The sequence below is a fragment of the Streptomyces sp. NPDC052064 genome (genome assembly GCF_055585925.1).
Genome location: NZ_JBVJJE010000004.1, coordinates 343,364 through 358,190 on the forward strand (window position 1 = coordinate 343,364; position 14,827 = coordinate 358,190).

The 14,827-nt window shown below is 70.5% G+C and carries 12 protein-coding genes; 2 read left to right on the forward strand and 10 right to left on the reverse strand.

Annotated features, from left to right (window positions below):
• Positions 1-41: 41 nt before the first annotated feature.
• Together ACZ6TU_RS12770 and ACZ6TU_RS12775 are read right to left on the reverse strand one after the other, a co-directional pair.
• The gene (locus ACZ6TU_RS12770; protein ID WP_086602241.1) at positions 42-206 is read right to left on the reverse strand and encodes a hypothetical protein; all 165 of its coding nucleotides are present in this window, start codon (positions 204-206) and stop codon (positions 42-44) included.
• A 163-nt stretch (positions 207-369) separates the two neighbouring features.
• A complete protein-coding gene (locus ACZ6TU_RS12775) occupies positions 370-531 on the reverse strand; it encodes a hypothetical protein (RefSeq protein WP_467668516.1) in 162 nt (53 codons plus the stop codon).
• Between the two features lie 125 nt (positions 532-656).
• Here ACZ6TU_RS12775 and ACZ6TU_RS12780 point away from each other — a divergent pair, with 125 nt between their 5' ends.
• Positions 657-1,781, forward strand: a complete 1,125-nt coding sequence (locus ACZ6TU_RS12780) for a M48 family metallopeptidase (protein ID WP_467669092.1) — start codon at positions 657-659, stop codon at positions 1,779-1,781.
• 81 nt (positions 1,782-1,862) lie between these two features.
• Here ACZ6TU_RS12780 and ACZ6TU_RS12785 read toward each other — a convergent pair whose 3' ends face one another.
• The 5 genes from ACZ6TU_RS12785 to proB form a co-directional block, all read right to left on the reverse strand.
• A complete protein-coding gene (locus ACZ6TU_RS12785) occupies positions 1,863-2,933 on the reverse strand; it encodes an SCO2583 family membrane protein (RefSeq protein WP_467668514.1) in 1,071 nt (356 codons plus the stop codon).
• A gap of 88 nt (positions 2,934-3,021) precedes the next feature.
• Positions 3,022-3,573, reverse strand: a complete 552-nt coding sequence (locus ACZ6TU_RS12790) for an SCO2584 family spore wall biosynthesis protein (RefSeq protein ID WP_469548105.1) — start codon at positions 3,571-3,573, stop codon at positions 3,022-3,024.
• Between the two features lie 179 nt (positions 3,574-3,752).
• Positions 3,753-5,039 (reverse strand): glutamate-5-semialdehyde dehydrogenase, encoded by a 1,287-nt coding sequence (locus tag ACZ6TU_RS12795; RefSeq protein WP_467668510.1) that lies wholly within the window; start codon positions 5,037-5,039, stop codon positions 3,753-3,755.
• An 84-nt stretch (positions 5,040-5,123) separates the two neighbouring features.
• A complete protein-coding gene (locus ACZ6TU_RS12800) occupies positions 5,124-5,582 on the reverse strand; it encodes a hypothetical protein (protein WP_467669091.1) in 459 nt (152 codons plus the stop codon).
• Between the two features lie 134 nt (positions 5,583-5,716).
• Entirely contained in the window at positions 5,717-6,898 is a 1,182-nt protein-coding gene (gene proB, locus ACZ6TU_RS12805) for a glutamate 5-kinase (protein ID WP_467668508.1), read from the reverse strand.
• A gap of 297 nt (positions 6,899-7,195) precedes the next feature.
• Here proB and ACZ6TU_RS12810 point away from each other — a divergent pair, with 297 nt between their 5' ends.
• Complete coding sequence (locus ACZ6TU_RS12810; RefSeq protein WP_469548451.1) at positions 7,196-9,253, forward strand: hypothetical protein; 2,058 nt, start codon at positions 7,196-7,198, stop codon at positions 9,251-9,253.
• Between the two features lie 95 nt (positions 9,254-9,348).
• On the opposite strand, the gene ACZ6TU_RS12815 is transcribed toward ACZ6TU_RS12810, so the two are convergent.
• The 3 genes from ACZ6TU_RS12815 to ACZ6TU_RS12825 form a co-directional block, all read right to left on the reverse strand.
• The gene (locus tag ACZ6TU_RS12815) at positions 9,349-10,557 is read right to left on the reverse strand and encodes a glycosyltransferase family 2 protein (RefSeq protein WP_467668506.1); all 1,209 of its coding nucleotides are present in this window, start codon (positions 10,555-10,557) and stop codon (positions 9,349-9,351) included.
• A gap of 204 nt (positions 10,558-10,761) precedes the next feature.
• Positions 10,762-12,840 carry a hypothetical protein gene (locus tag ACZ6TU_RS12820; RefSeq protein WP_467669087.1) on the reverse strand — a complete coding sequence of 693 codons (2,079 nt, stop codon included), beginning with the start codon at positions 12,838-12,840 and terminating at the stop codon, positions 10,762-10,764.
• Between the two features lie 204 nt (positions 12,841-13,044).
• Positions 13,045-14,541: a D-ribitol-5-phosphate cytidylyltransferase gene (locus tag ACZ6TU_RS12825; protein WP_467668504.1), complete on the reverse strand. Its 1,497-nt coding sequence runs from the start codon at positions 14,539-14,541 to the stop codon at positions 13,045-13,047.
• Between the last annotated feature and the right edge of the window lie 286 nt (positions 14,542-14,827).

Consider the following 14,827-nt stretch of genomic DNA (forward strand, 5'->3'; position numbering starts at 1 on the left):
CGGGTTCCCCTGGGCGCCCCGCGCGGAGCGCCCCGCCGGGCTCAGCGGTCGCGGTTGAAGCGGGTGGTGACCCACAGCATCAGCAGCAGGATGAAGAGAGCGGCACCACCGGTGAGGTAGGGACTGAGGCTCTCGTGGTTTCCGCCGTGCTCCTCGCCCTCGGCGGCGAGGGTGACCAACTGGGCAGCGGTGCTGTGGAAGCTCATCTTCGGCAGGACCTATCGCATGTGGGCGGGTTAAAGACGTCGGCTCATCGTAAGCGGGCGTCCCGACCGCGATCACCCCGACTCCGCCTGTTGTGACAGAGAGGCGGTGCGTGCTCCCGCCCGGCCCCGGCCCCGGGGCCCGGCGCGGAACCTCCCCGGCGCCTCAGTCGTCCTTTCGTCTGTAGCCACGCAGCAGGAACCACGCGGTCAGCACACAGCCCAGGATCATCACGATCAGTACGTACCTCAGCATCCCCGGCCCTCCTTGCCGCTCGGCGGCGGTCGCGGCCTCGGTGAGCCAGGCGGCCGCGGGGTGGTGCTCCATGGCGGTGGTCTCCTTCGCTGTACTGCCCGACCACCGTAACTCCGCCTAGGCTGGGCTCTGCCTCGGGGAAGCAAAAGGCCGCACAAGTGGCCGTAAAGGTCACACAGACGCACATGGGGGAAGACATGTCCGACGGCCACGAGCACAGCGGGCACGAGAACGTGCCGAGCAGGCAGCGCAGGCGCTTCCCCGGAATCTCCTCGCGTACGTACGAGCATCCGGCCGACCGCTCCGCCCTGGTGGCGCTGCGCAAGCTGAGCGGTTTCGACACGGTGTTCAAGGCGCTCAGCGGCCTGCTGCCCGAGCGCAGTCTCCGGCTGCTGTTCCTGTCCGACTCGGTGCGGGTGTCGGACCAGCAGTTCTCGCATCTGAACGTGATGCTGAGGGACGCCTGCTACATCCTGGACCTGGAGAAGGTCCCGCCGATGTACGTGAACCAGGACCCGCAGCCGAACGCGATGTGCATCGGCCTGGACGAGCCGATCATCGTCGTCACGACGGGGCTCGTCGAGCTGCTCGACGAGGAGGAGATGCGGGCGGTCGTCGGGCACGAGGTGGGGCACGCGCTGTCCGGGCACTCGGTCTACCGGACCATCCTGCTGTTCCTGACCAGCCTCGCCGTCCGGGTCGCCTGGATCCCGCTGGGCAACCTCGCGATCATGGCGATCGTGACCGGGCTGCGGGAGTGGTTCCGCAAGTCGGAGCTGTCAGCGGACCGGGCGGGGCTGCTGGTCGGGCAGGATCTTCAGGCGTCCATGCGGGGTCTGATGAAGATCGCGGGCGGCAACCACCTGCACGAGATGAACGTGGACGCGTTCCTCGCCCAGGCCGAGGAGTACGAGGCGGGGGGCGACCTGCGCGACTCGGTGCTCAAGATCCTGAACGTGCTGCCGCGCTCCCACCCCTTCACCACGGTACGGGCGGCCGAGCTGAAGAAGTGGGCCGAGTCGCGGGACTACCAGCGGATCATGGACGGGCACTACCCGCGGCGCGACGAGGACAAGGACACCTCGGTCCGGGACTCCTGGCGGGAGTCGGCGAACCACTACACGACCCAGGTGAAGAGCTCCAAGGACCCGCTGATGAAGCTGGTCACCGACCTGGCCGGCGGTGCCGGCGACCTGGGCGACCGCGTCCGCAGGGGCTTCGACGGCTTCACGAACCCGGCTCGGAAGCCGCCCCGGGGGCCTGAGACGCCGGGCCCGTCGGACTCCCCGGGAGACGACCGGCCGCCGCGCGACGACAGCTGAGGCGCCCGTACGGGCGTCGGGAGGGCCACAGCGTTCCAGTGCGCCCTGGGGCGCCCTGGAACGCCCGGGGGAGGCCCGCCCTCACACCCTCGGCTGCGCGCTCGTCGCCAGGGAGCCGCACAGGGCCGTGGCGCTGCCCGTGGCGTAGGGGTCCGTGCCGGCTGGGCCGCCTTCCTTGGCCGTCTGGCCGGCCAGGAGGGGGCGCAGGTGGTTCGTGGAATCCTCGGCGCAGGAGAGTGGGCCGGCCTGCACGTAGGAGACGACGAGCTGGGCCTGGTGCAGACGCAGGTCGTCACGGTCGAAGCGGAAGTGCAGCTCGCGCCGGACGGTGAACAGGGAGACCTCGGCCTTGTCACCGGCCCCGGCGGGCCGCAGTGCGTAAACGAACGTGTGGTCGGCGGTGACCTCGAGCGTGGACGAGTCGACCTCGGCGGCCTGGAGCGTGCCCTGGGCCCGCACCTTGCGGTCGGCCAGCTCGGCGCGGGAGGGGTCGAAGCGGACGAGCCAGCCGGTGGGCGCGTGGCGTCCGTCCGCGGTGGGGCGGGCAAAGCTCTGATCGAACTGGCCCAACTGGTCGGGGTCCAGCAGGACACGGACGGCGCGGACCTCACGGCCCGTGAGCACGTCCGGGTCGAGGGCGGAGCGGACGATGTAGTCCTTGGCGGTGGTCAGGGCGTTCACGACCTGGCTGTCCGAGAAGTGCGCGGTGCGCCGGGAGGCGGGCAGCGGCACGCCCTGCGCGCCGGTCTTGAACTGTGCGGCGGGGCTGCGCTCGTACAGATACGCCGTGTCGGCCGTGCCGGGCACCTTGCCTTCGGGAGCGAGCGGGATGACGGTCATCCGCAGGGGTTCGGCGGTCTCCAGGGCGGCGGGGGTCTGGTAGGGGTGCCGTACACCCATGTAGATCGCGGTGCCGAAGGCGACGGCGATCAGCAGGACCAGGACCAGTGCCTGCCGGGACAGGCCCCGGCGCAGGGGCGGGGCGCGGCGCACGGCGGGCGCGTGGTCGCTGATCCGCTCCTGGGCGGAGTACTCCTGGAGGCGGGCAGCGCGGACGAACGATTCGTCGAAGACGACGGATCGGTACTCGTCCTCTCCACCTCCGGGAGCGCCCTCTGGTGTCCCCTCAGGTGGGTCTCCAGGCCCGCCCATATCTTCAGGGTAGGTCGCCGGAAGCTCGGGTAAACGCCCCGCTGCACCACAAGTTCTGACAGGTCCTCACCAGGAGGGGCGGTTCCGGTCAGGGGTTGCGCGGGATCACCGAGACGGCGGGCCGGGAGTGGTCCGCGGAAGCGGAGGGAGCCGCCCCGCTGCCCTGTTCCAGCCCGGTCGAGGTGGGCGCCGGCACGGGGTCCTGGCGGTTGGAGGACGCACCCCGGTAGACCGCCGTGAAGGCCAGCGCGACCATGCCGATGCCCATCACGAGGGCGAGCAGCCAGGCGACGGGGCGGTGCCAGCGGACCTGTTTGGAGTACGGCCCCGTGCCGTCGTAGTGGTCATCGAGGACATCGGGGTCGTCCAGCTCGTCCAGCTCGGGATCATGGCCGAAATCGCCGTACCCGTCGTCGTACCGCTCGCCTCTGGAGTGGGCGCGGCGCGCCTCCGCCTCTGCTCTCGCCTTGGCGGCGGCCAGGAGGCGCTCCACGGCGGTCGGCTCGTGCACCACGGCCGCGCGTACGAAGGCCTCGTCGAAGACCACGGAGGCGAACTCTTCGTCCGACACCCCGCGGTCGTGGTCGTCGTCGGGCTCCCGGCCGTCAGCAAACGGCGTGCCCCCCACGTCCTCCGGCACGGTTCCAGAGTAGACCTGGGGGGTCATTTTGGGCAGACGGTATGGAAATTCATCCGCCGGTTGAGACGGCGTCCACAGGGTGCGGCAGGGCGCGCGCCCCGGCCGGCCCGCCCTGCCGCACACGCATGCGCCGTTTCACATACCTACGTGGTAGGCGGCTCACCTGCGTGGCAGGCGGCTCAGCGCCGTACGTGCCCGTCCCCGGTGACGATGTACTTCGTGCTGGTCAGTTCGGGCAGACCCATCGGGCCGCGGGCGTGCAGCTTCTGTGTGGAGATGCCGATCTCCGCGCCGAAGCCGAACTGGCCGCCGTCGGTGAAGCGGGTGGAGGCGTTGACCGCGACCGTGGTCGAGTCGACCAGCTGGGTGAAGCGGCGGGCGGCCTGCTGGGAGGTCGTGACGATGGCCTCGGTGTGGCCGGAGGTCCACAGCCGGATGTGCTCGACGGCCTTGTCCAGCGAGTCCACGACGGCCGCGGCGATGTCGTACGACAGGTACTCCGTCTCCCAGTCCTCCGCCGTCGCCTCGACGACCGTGGCCTTGGAGTTCTTGGCATGTGCCAGGACACGCTCGTCGGCGTGCACGGTCACCCCGGCCTCCGCGAGGGCGTCCAGGGCCCGGGGCAGGAACTCGGCGGCGATGTCCTGGTGGACCAGGAGGGTCTCGGCGGCGTTGCAGACGCCGACGCGCTGGGCCTTGGAGTTGATCAGGATCTCGACCGCCATGTCCAGGTCGGCCTGCGCGTCGACGTAGACGTGGCAGTTGCCGGTGCCGGTCTCGATGACCGGGACGACGGACTCCTGGACCACCGTGTTGATCAGGGAGGCGCCGCCGCGCGGGATGAGCACGTCGACCAGGCCGCGGGCTCGCATCAGCTCGCGCACGCTGTCGCGGCTCTCCCCGGGCACGAGCTGGATGGCGTCGGCAGGCAGCCCGGCCCCGCCCACGGCGTCGCGCAGGACGCGCACGAGGGCGGTGTTCGACTGGTACGCCGAGGAGGAGCCGCGCAGCAGGACGGCGTTGCCGGACTTCAGACAGAGCGCGGCGGCGTCGACGGTGACGTTCGGACGGCCCTCGTAGATGATCCCGACGACGCCGAGCGGCACGCGGACCTGGCGCAGGTCGATGCCGTTGGGCAGCGCGGAGCCGCGTACGACCTCGCCGACCGGGTCGGGCAGCGCGGCGACGTCGCGCACGTCCGAGGCGATGGCGCGGACCCGCTCGGGGGTGAGCGTGAGCCGGTCGATCATGCCCTCGCTGATGCCGGCCTCGCGGGCCTTGGCGACGTCCTTGGCGTTGGCCTCGACGATCTCGCTCGTACGGACCTCCAGCGCGTCGGCGATGGCGAGCAGCGCGTCGTCCTTGTCGGCCCGTGGCAGCGGCGCGAGGCTCGCGGCGGCGGCCTTGGCGCGGTAGGCGGCCTCGGTGACCGGGGACATGGAGTCGTACGGCGAAAGCGTGGTCATGAGGGAAGCGTAGTGCGCCGGGCGGGACCGTTCACCGCTCGTTCCACACCCCGAGACACTTCCCGAGACGGCTGCCGGACCGGGTCAAAACGGATGGACTCCGACCGGCGACGCCGGCGGCGGTCCGTAGCCCTCGGCGATGCGCTGGTGGTAGGTCGCGCGGTCGATGACCTCAAGGCCCACGATCTCCCAGGGCGGCAGCCCGGCGGTCTGCCGGTGCTCGCCCCACAGGCGCAGGGCGACGGCGGCCGCGTCGTGCAGGTCGCGGGCCTCCTCCCAGTAGCGGATCTCCGCGTGGTCGACCGCGTATCGGCTGGTCAGCAGGAAGGGGTGGTCGTGGGCGAGCTGTTCCAGGGCGCGCCGGACCTCCTTGAGCGGGGCTTCCCTGCCGGAGACGCTGAGGGTGACGTGCCACAGGCGCGGGGTGTCACCGGGCTCCTCGCCCTCGAAACGGTCCCCGGCCGTCACGCTCGTCAGGGCCCGCTCCTCACCGGCCGCGCGGGAGCCGGCACCACCACGGGACGCCGTGGCCCCAGGGCGCACTCGTCTCACGACGGCCTCCTTTGCACAGTGGCGCTGCTGCGGAATATGTCCCCGAGACAAAGTTGAGCAGGCCGCAGGAGATCGCGGGGCGGTTTTGCGGAACGTCCACCACCGGGGGCGGACGTTTCGACACATTACGGGTGCAGGAGCACCAGGTCGTCTCTGTGTACGACCTCGCGTTCGTACGCGGGTCCGAGTTCGCGCGCCAGTTCGCGGGTCGAGCGGCCGATGAGCCGGGGGATCTCCTTGGCGTCGAAGCTGACGAGCCCGCGGGCCACGGCCCGTCCCGTGGTGTCCCGCAGCTCGACCGGGTCGCCGGCACTGAACTCGCCCTCGACGGCTGCGATCCCGGCGGGCAGCAGCGACTTGCGGCGCTCCACGACGGCCTCGACGGCACCGTCGTCCAGGGTGAGGGCGCCCTGCGGGGTGGAGGCGTGCTGGAGCCACAGCAGCCGGTCGGCGGAGCGCTTGCCGGTGGGGTGGAAGTAGGTGCCGGTGTCCTGACCGGTCAGGGCGTCGGCCGCGTGGATGGCGCTGGTGAGCACGACGGGGACGCCGGCGGCGGCCGCGATCCGGGCGGCCTCGACCTTGGTGACCATGCCGCCGGTGCCGACGCCGGCCTTGCCCGCGCTGCCGATCTGGACGTCCGCGAGGTCGGACGGGTCGCGCACCTCGGCGATGCGGGAGGTGCCGGGCTTGCCGGGGTCGCCGTCGTAGACGCCGTCCACGTCGGACAGCAGGACCAGCAGGTCGGCGTGGACGAGGTGGGCGACGAGGGCGGCGAGGCGGTCGTTGTCGCCGAAGCGGATCTCGTCCGTGGCGACGGTGTCGTTCTCGTTGACGATCGGGAACGCGCCCATCGCGAGCAGCTTGTCCAGGGTGCGGGAGGCGTTGCGGTGGTGGGCGCGGCGGCTCATGTCGTCGGAGGTCAGGAGCACCTGGCCGACGCGGACGCCGTAGCGGGCGAAGGAGGCGGTGTAGCGGGCGACCAGCAGCCCCTGGCCGACGCTGGCGGCGGCCTGCTGCCGGGCGAGGTCCTTGGGGCGGCGGCGCAGGCCCAGCGGGGCGAGGCCGGCCGCGATGGCACCGGAGGAGACCAGGACAATCTCGCGCTCACCGCCGCCCGCCCGTCTCCCACCACCGCCCTCAACCGAGGCCCTACGGGCCACCCCCTGGTTTCGGACCTTGGCGAGCACGTCGACCAGCGCGTCCACGCGGTCGGCGTCCAAGCCGCCCGACGCGGTCGTCAGTGAGGAGGACCCGACCTTGACGACGATCCTGCGGGCCTCGCCCACGGCCTGCCTTGCCCCTGCCACGTCGCCGTCCGTCCCCTCGCGTCGATTCGGTCGCTCACCAGGAAATCTACGGGACGGGCGGACGGCGCGCGGCGCCGGTCCACGCTACGGACGGTGCCGCCCGCGTCACGGGACGGCAGTCACCCTTCTTCGGTCCCACCACGCGACAGGAATGCGATCTTCCGCTACGGTCCCACGACACGACGGGACGGCAGCCGCCCTCTACGCCCCGACGACACGCGCGTGTCGTCAGGAGGTCGCCGCGCGTTAACCCGGACGGCCGACCTGCGCCGACCCGACGCTCCTGGAGTGACCGCAGTGCCCCTACCTCTCCCCCGCCCACCGGCCCTGCTGAAGGGCCTGGTCGCCATCGTCCTGGCCGCCGCGTTCGCCGCTCAGGCGGTCGCGGCGCTGCTGCCCCACGTACCGCTGCTGCTCGCCGCGACCACCGTCTCCCTCGCCACCGAGGGCGTCCTGTACCGGTGGCAGCGCGGAGTGCTGTCGCTGTTCGCCAAGTCGCACGCGGACATCACCGTGCGGCACGTCCTGCGGGACCTGCTGCTGGTCGTGGGCCTGCTGCGGATCGGCGAGCAGGACCGGGAGACCGTGTACGCCCCGCTCGTGGCCGGGCTGCTCGCCTTCTACGTGCTGCACTGCGCGATCCAGGCGGTCTCCGTGCTGGTGCGCCGGACCCGCACCCTGCCGGTGGTGACCCGGAACATCGACGCCTCGGCGCTGCGGCTGTCCAAGGCCCCGTCCCTACTGCTGCGCCGTCCCGGCCACCGGCTGCTGGTGTTCGGCCTGCCGGCGACGGCGGGGCTGCTGGCCGCCGCGCCGGGCGACGAGCCGGTGTACGCGGCAGCGGGCATCGCGCTCTCCCTCGCGCTCGCGCTGACCGGCCTCGGCGCACTGCTCTTCCGGCTGGTGCCGGGTCGCCGACCGGCCGGCGAGCAGGAGGTGCTCGACTGGTTCGACGCGTGGCTGGCCGAGTACCGGCCGACCGTGGGCCTGTACTTCTCCGGCGGTGCCTCCTCGGCCTACCAGGCGAACATGTGGCTGGAGCCGCTCGCAAAGACCGACGGGAAGCCGGTCATCGTGCTGCGCGAGCGGTTCATGGTGCAGAAGATCGCGGCGACGGACATCCCGATCGTGTGCGTGCCGAGGGTGTCCACGCTGATGCGTCTCGAGCACTCCACGCTCCAGGTCCTCATCCACCCCTCGAACTCCGGCAAGACCTCCCAGGTGCTGCGCATCCCCACGATCAGGCACACCTTCGTCAACCACGGCGAGAGCGACAAGCTGTCCTCCTGCAACCCGTACGCGAAGGCGTACGACGAGGTCTGGGTGGCCGGGCCCGCCGCGCGCGAGCGGTACGCGCTGGCCGAGGTGGGCGTCGAGGACAAGGACGTGGTGGAGACGGGCCGTCCGCAGCTGGACGCCGTACGGCCGTACGCCGGTCGGCCGACAGGAATGCGCACGACCGTGCTGTACGCGCCGACCTGGGAGGGCTGGGACGGCAACCCCGGCAACACGTCGGTGATCGCGGCGGGGGAGAACCTGGTGCGGGCGCTGCTCGCGGACCCGGGCGTGCGGCTGCTGTACAAGCCGCATCCGCTGACGGGTTCGGTGGACCAGCGCGCGGGCGCGGCCGACCTCCGCATCCGGGAGCTGATCCGGGCGGCCAACCGAGAGCGGACCGGGGCGCGTCGTCCCAGGGGTGGTGCCGAGCTCGCCCGGCTCACCGAGGAGCTGGAACGCCTCACCACGGCCGTCTTCCGGGCCGGGGCCGACACGGTGGAGCGGATGCGGGTGCAGCCGGCGCCGGAGCCGGGCCGGGCCGAGGCGGTGGCACGGGCGGCGGCGGCCTGGGAGGAGGCGTACTGGGCCTCGCTGCCGGAGGGTGAGCACCAGATCATCACGGACGCCCGGCCCGCGCTGTACTCCTGCTTCAACGTGGCCGACCTGCTGATCAGTGACGTGTCGAGCGTGATCAGCGACTTCCTGGCGAGCGAGAAGCCGTACGCGGTGGCGAACACCAGCGGGTTGCCCGAGGAGGCCTTCCGCGCAGCGTTCCCGACAGTGGCGGCGGCGACCGTGCTCACGCCGGACGCGGCCGGGGTGCCGGGCCTGCTGGAGACGGTCCGGCACCCGGAGAAGGACGACCTGGCCGAGGCACGCGCCGCGTTGAAGCTGCGCCTGTTGGGCCCGGCCGATCCGCCGTCGCAGGAGCGCTTCAACGCGGCCGTGCGGGCCCTGTGCGAGGAGGCCCGGGCCCACCGGGCACGGGTGGCGGAGCGCCTGACGGCGGAACTGCCCGGCCAGCGCACGGAGCCGGCGAGCGACGGGGTCGGCCTGCCGGCGGCCGCACCGCGCTAGCGGACAGCACGACGAACCAGCAGACAGCACGACGAACCGACCGGCGAACGGCCGCGTGGCCGTGGGCGATCGACCCATCGGCCCCGCGTCCGCGCTCAGGCCGCCTGCCGCACCTCACGCGACGTCAGCACCCGCCGCGCCTTGCGTACCGCCCGGCGTACGAACGTGTCGACGCCGCCCTCCCGGTAGCCCGGGAAGGCTCGGGCCTCGCGCGGCTCGGCGAGGTACACCGAGTCGGGGATGCCCGCGGCGCGGTCGCGGAAGTGCGGATAGGCCAGGTAGACGCGGCGGCCCTTCTTCTCCAGGAGGGCCGCCGCCTGCTTCTTGCCCTTGACGAACTTCACGACGTCCAGCAGCAGTTCGGGACGCTGCTCGGCGACCAGATGCAGCCGCAACCGCTCGTGGACCTTGAGGCGCTGAGCGACGCCCTCGGTCCAGTACGCGTCCATCAGCGGCTTGGCCAGCTCGAACTTGTGCCGCCGTATCTCCTCGCTGTCCGTCAGGTACTTGGGGCCGAACTGCGGCAGCAGCGTGACGAGGAAGGGCCGGACCATCAGCTGGTCGCGCCGGCCGCCCGCGGGGACGAGCTCGGCGATGAGGTTCATCAGGGCCCGCGCGGAGTCGAAGCGCAGCGTGTAACTGCCGCTCTTCGTCACGTGCTTGCCGTCGTCACGGCCCACCAGGTAGTAGCAGGTGTGGTCGGCGACCACGGAGACGCCGTCCGCCCGCAGGTACGCCTCCATCGTGAACAGCGCGTCCTCGCCGGTGAACAGCGACTCGTCGAACCGCATGCCGTACCGGTCGAGCAACTCGCGGCGGAACAGCTTCTGCGCGCTGAGCGTGAACTTGATGTTGGACGAGAAGACGTCCGTGCGCTCCACCGTCTTGCCCCACATGGACTTCGGCGCCGAGCGGTTGACGCCCTCGACCTTGCCGAGGACGACGTCCGTCCCGGCGCGGTCGGCCATGTCGACCATCCGCTCCAGGGCCTCGGGGCCCAGCCGGTCGTCGGCGTCGAGGAAGAAGACGTAACGGCCGGTCGCCTTGCCCAGACCGACGTTGCGCGGGCCGCTGGGGCCGCCGGAGTTCTCCTGCCGGAGCACCAGGACGCGCATGGGAGCGCGCTCGGCGAACTCCTCCAGGTACTCACCCGTACCGTCCGTCGATCCGTCGTCCACCGCGATGACCTCGATGCGCTCTGGATCGATGGTCTGCGCCTCGACGGATGAGAGGCACTCGATCAGATACGGCATCGCTTCGTACGCCCCGATGATCACACTCACATCAGGCTGCGCAACGGCCACGTTTCCCCCTAGTCAATGGGATATTCCCCCCGTATCGCCTCATTCGCTACTTGGTAGACGAGTGATCGAGGCAAGCGGTTGCCTCGATCACATGTATTCGTGAGTCACGTCACATGGTGAACCGACAGGAAGCGGGAACGAGAAAGAGTTCGGCCCCCGAGGAACGCTCCTCGGGGGCCGAACTCTGAAGCAGGCGGCGGGGGTTCAGCTGGCGCCGACGCCGTCCGTGTCACCGGCGGAGGACACCCGCTGCCCGGGAACGGCGTTCGCCAGTTCCGCATCGGCGGCGGCGGCCGTGATCCGTGACTCCTGGCCGACGTTGCGTGTCTCGGCCTTGATCGCGAGGTTCGCGACGGCGGTGTTGAACTGGTCGATGGACGCCGGCTCGTCCGGGCCCAGAAGGTACTGCTTGAGCTCCTTGCGGTCCTCGGCCAGCGGATCGGCGGCCGGGTCGCGCACCGCGCCGAGCAGCTCGCCCAGCTCGGCCGCGCTGTTGGACAGGATCACCGCGGCACGCACCGCCGTGTTGTTCCGCTTGAACTCCTCGGCACCCAGCTCCGCGGAGTCGGTGACCGCGTACGGCTTGCCGCTCGCGATGAAGTCGGAGACCACGCTGGAGATGTCGGAGACCATCGCGTCCGAGACGTTGAAGCAGTCGTACAGCCGGGGCGTGGCGCCGGTGATGACGCGGTGCTCCCAGGTGGGGAAGGAGCGCCAGTAGGCGTCGTTCCACTCGGTACGCAGCCGGGCGACCTCCTCGTGCCGGGCGACGTCGACCTGCCCGTCACGGGTGGCCTCGGCCTCGTCGCGGCCCTTGTCGCCGGTGCCGACCAGCTGGGCGATCCGGGCCTCGATCCGGGCCAGCTCGGTCTTGGCCTGCGCCTGGGCGGCACTGTCGGTGGCGAAGCGCGAGTCGGCTGCTCGCTCGGCGGCGGCCTTCTGGACCAGGGCGGTGATGCGCTGGTGGGCGGCCTTGGCCTCCTTGCTGCGCGTGCCGGTGAACGGGTGCGGCTTGTACAGGACGCGGACCGGCGGGTCGGCCGTGATCAGCCTGCGCACGATGTTCTCGCCGGCCAGCAGGATGGAGGTGTTGCCGGGGTTGTCGTCCCAGCCCTCCCAGGTGGGGGCGTACAGCACGGTCGGGATGCGTCCCTCGGGCACACCCTGCCAGGTCTGGATCGGGGCGAGCTGCGGGCGGCCGACCTCGGCTATGTCGTCGTCGCGGACACCGACGTCGGCGATGGCGTAGCGGTCGCGGCCCGCGCGTCCGGCCGTCCACACCTCGTCGTAGACCTTGCTGAACGGGTTGACGCTGGCGAGCTTGTCGCTGTCGCCGTGGCCGATGAAGACGTGCTTCATGGTGGGCACGCGCAGCATGTGGATGTTCTTGCCGACGTTCGCCGCGTAGAGCGCGACCCGCACCGTGGACAGGTCCATGTTCATCAAGTGCACCCCTCCGGGCACGCAGATGACGGGGACCGTGGTCGGCGCCAGGTTGTTCAGAATGGCCCGCTCACGCAGGATGATCAGCGGCTTGGAGTCCAGGTTCTCCATGGTGTCCAGCCACATGTTCACCTGGTACGCGGAGTCCTTCGAACCGGAGAAGTACAGGACCGTCTCCGGCTTGTACTCGCCCAGCCAGTCGTCGACGGCGGCCAGCACCTTCTCGGCGTTCGGCGGGATCTTCCGGCCACGCACGTACGGCATGAGCGCCAGGACGTACAGGGACGCGACCGCCACCGTGATGCCGATGCCGACGAAGCCGACGAGGGCCGACTTCACCTGCGCGGCGAGCAGGATGCCGGCGACCGCGAAGAGGTCGAGGTGCAGCATCTTCTCGGCGGAGCGGTGCAGCAGCCGGCGCGGCGGGGCGTCCGGGATGCGGATGCGGGACTTCAGGTCGACGTTGCGGGTGGCGACCGGCATGCGGCGGCGGTTGCGGATCAGCTGGACCAGCGCGCCGTGCGGGGCCTGGAGACCGTAGAAGGCGATGAAGCAGGCGATCGCCCCGTAGTAGATCAGGTTGTCCGCGAGGGACAGCCGGGCCAGCAGCAGGACGAGGAGCAGCTGCCGGATCAGGAAGCGGATCGACAGGCCGGCGCGGACCTTGCTGAGGCGGTTGATCAGGTAGCTGCCCTTGCGGTGCAGATAGTGGTCCGCCAGGTACGTCACAGCGGCCGCTGCCGCGAAGGCGGGGACGCTCGGGACGAGCGCGGCCAGCATGAGGCAGGGGAAGCCCAGCATCATGAGGACCGCCGCGGCCAGCTGGGCCGCGCTGCCCACCCGGGCGACGCGAATAGCGGTGGATATCACGGAGAAAACCTGCTCTTGGGAGGGGTGTGCCGGTCTTGGTTCGAGAATGCGGCTGGTCTGTGAATATTCGCGGGACTGTATGGATTCAGGCCCCTGCGAACGCTCCTGTTGACGAACCTCGTTAACAGGAGGGCGCAGAGGCCTGAATTACTGAAGTCTATTTGGCGCCAATTATTACACGCCGTCCTGCCGGTCCAGCACCGATGCCAGCGCCCCCTCGAAGCCGGAGGCGCGGGCCGCACCGGCGGTCGGGTCCTGCTGGCGGACGTCGATGACGTGGCCGGTCAGCTCGGACAGCAGCACGTCGAGCGAGGTGCGGGCCACGGCCTCGGAGGACAGCAGCGAGCCCGTCGGCTCCTGGCCGAAAGCCTTGGTGCGCATCGGGGTGGCGGTGCGCTCAGGGTTGATGCAGTTGACGCGGACGCCGTCGCCGGCCCACTCGTCGGACAGGGCCTGGGTGAGGTTCACCATGGCGGCCTTGGTCGAGGAGTACAGGCTGTACTCGGCGCGACCCCGGGTGTAGCTGCTGGAGGTGTACAGCAGCAGCTGGCCCTTGGTCTCGGACAGGTACTTGTACGACGAACGGGCGATCTGCACCGGGGCCAGGTAGTTGACCTTCAGCGCCTCCTCGATGGTGGCGTTGTCGGTCTCGGCGAGCTTGCCGATGCGCAGCACGCCCGCGGTGTTCACCACGAAGTCGATGCGGCCGGTCTCGGCGTACGCCTTGGACAGGGCGTCGTCGACCTCCTCCGGGTTCTCCACGTGGGTGCCGGTGGTGGAGCGGCCCAGCGCGTAGACCTTGGCGCCGTAGGACTCGGCGAGCTCGGCGATGTCCTTGCCGATGCCGTAGGAGCCGCCGAAGACGACGACCGTCTTGCCGGTCAGCAGCTCGCGGTAGGCCTCCTCGGAGACCTGCTCGGGCGCGGCCGTGGAGGCGAGCTGGAAGAGCTTGTCGGCGATGAAGACGTCGACGGGCTGGGTGACCTTCATGTTGTACTCGTCACCCGCGACGACGTGGATCGGCACGTCCGGCAGGTACTTGAGCACGACGGAGCAGTCGTCGGTCGCCTGGAAGTTGGGGTCGCCGGCGGCGACCTCGTAGGCCCGCTTGATCGTGGACAGCTTGAAGGCCTGCGGCGTCTGGCCGCGGCGCAGCCGGGAGCGGTCCGGGATCTCGGTGATGAACTCGCCGTCCTCGCCGTGCGTGCGCGTGACGATGATGGTGTCCGCGGACGGGATCGCCACGTCGACGGCCTGGTAGCGCTCCAGGGCGACGACGCAGTCGTCGATGACGCGCTGCGAGAGCAGGGGGCGCACGGCGTCGTGGAAGAGGACGTTGGCGTCCTCGCCCTCGGCCAGACCCTCGCCCAGGGCCGAGATGGCGCGCTCGGTGGTCTCGTTCCGCGTGGCGCCGCCCTCGATGATCTTCGAGACCTTCTTGAATCCGGCCTTCGCGACAATCTTCTCGATGTCGGGCACATAGCCCGGCGCCATCAGCACGATGATGTCGTCGATCGAGTCGGCGTTCTCGAAAGTGGTCAGCGTGTGCTCGATGACTGCCTTGCCGGCGATCTTCAGCAGCTGCTTGGGGATCGACAGACCCACGCGCTGACCGGTGCCACCGGCCAGGATCACTGCGGTGGTGCGGGGCTTGGCTATGTGCTGGGACACAGGTGACCTACCTTGGGGCGACAGGGAACTTCGAAATGGTCCCACTTGTGGTTACCGCAGTGCAAGGTGAGCGCCCTCTGCCGCATATGTGCGCGCAACCTGTCATTCACCTCCCACTCCTGGTGATTGGCGAGACGGCTGCGCGGGCCCCGGGAAAAGCGCTGTGAGTAACTCCACAGATGCTCAGCGACGTCGGAGCCGCTCGGGACGGCGGTGACCGAGGACCTTCACGAGTTCCTTGGACGATGTCCGGTGCACGGTACGCGCTTTGACAGTGCCTCGTGTA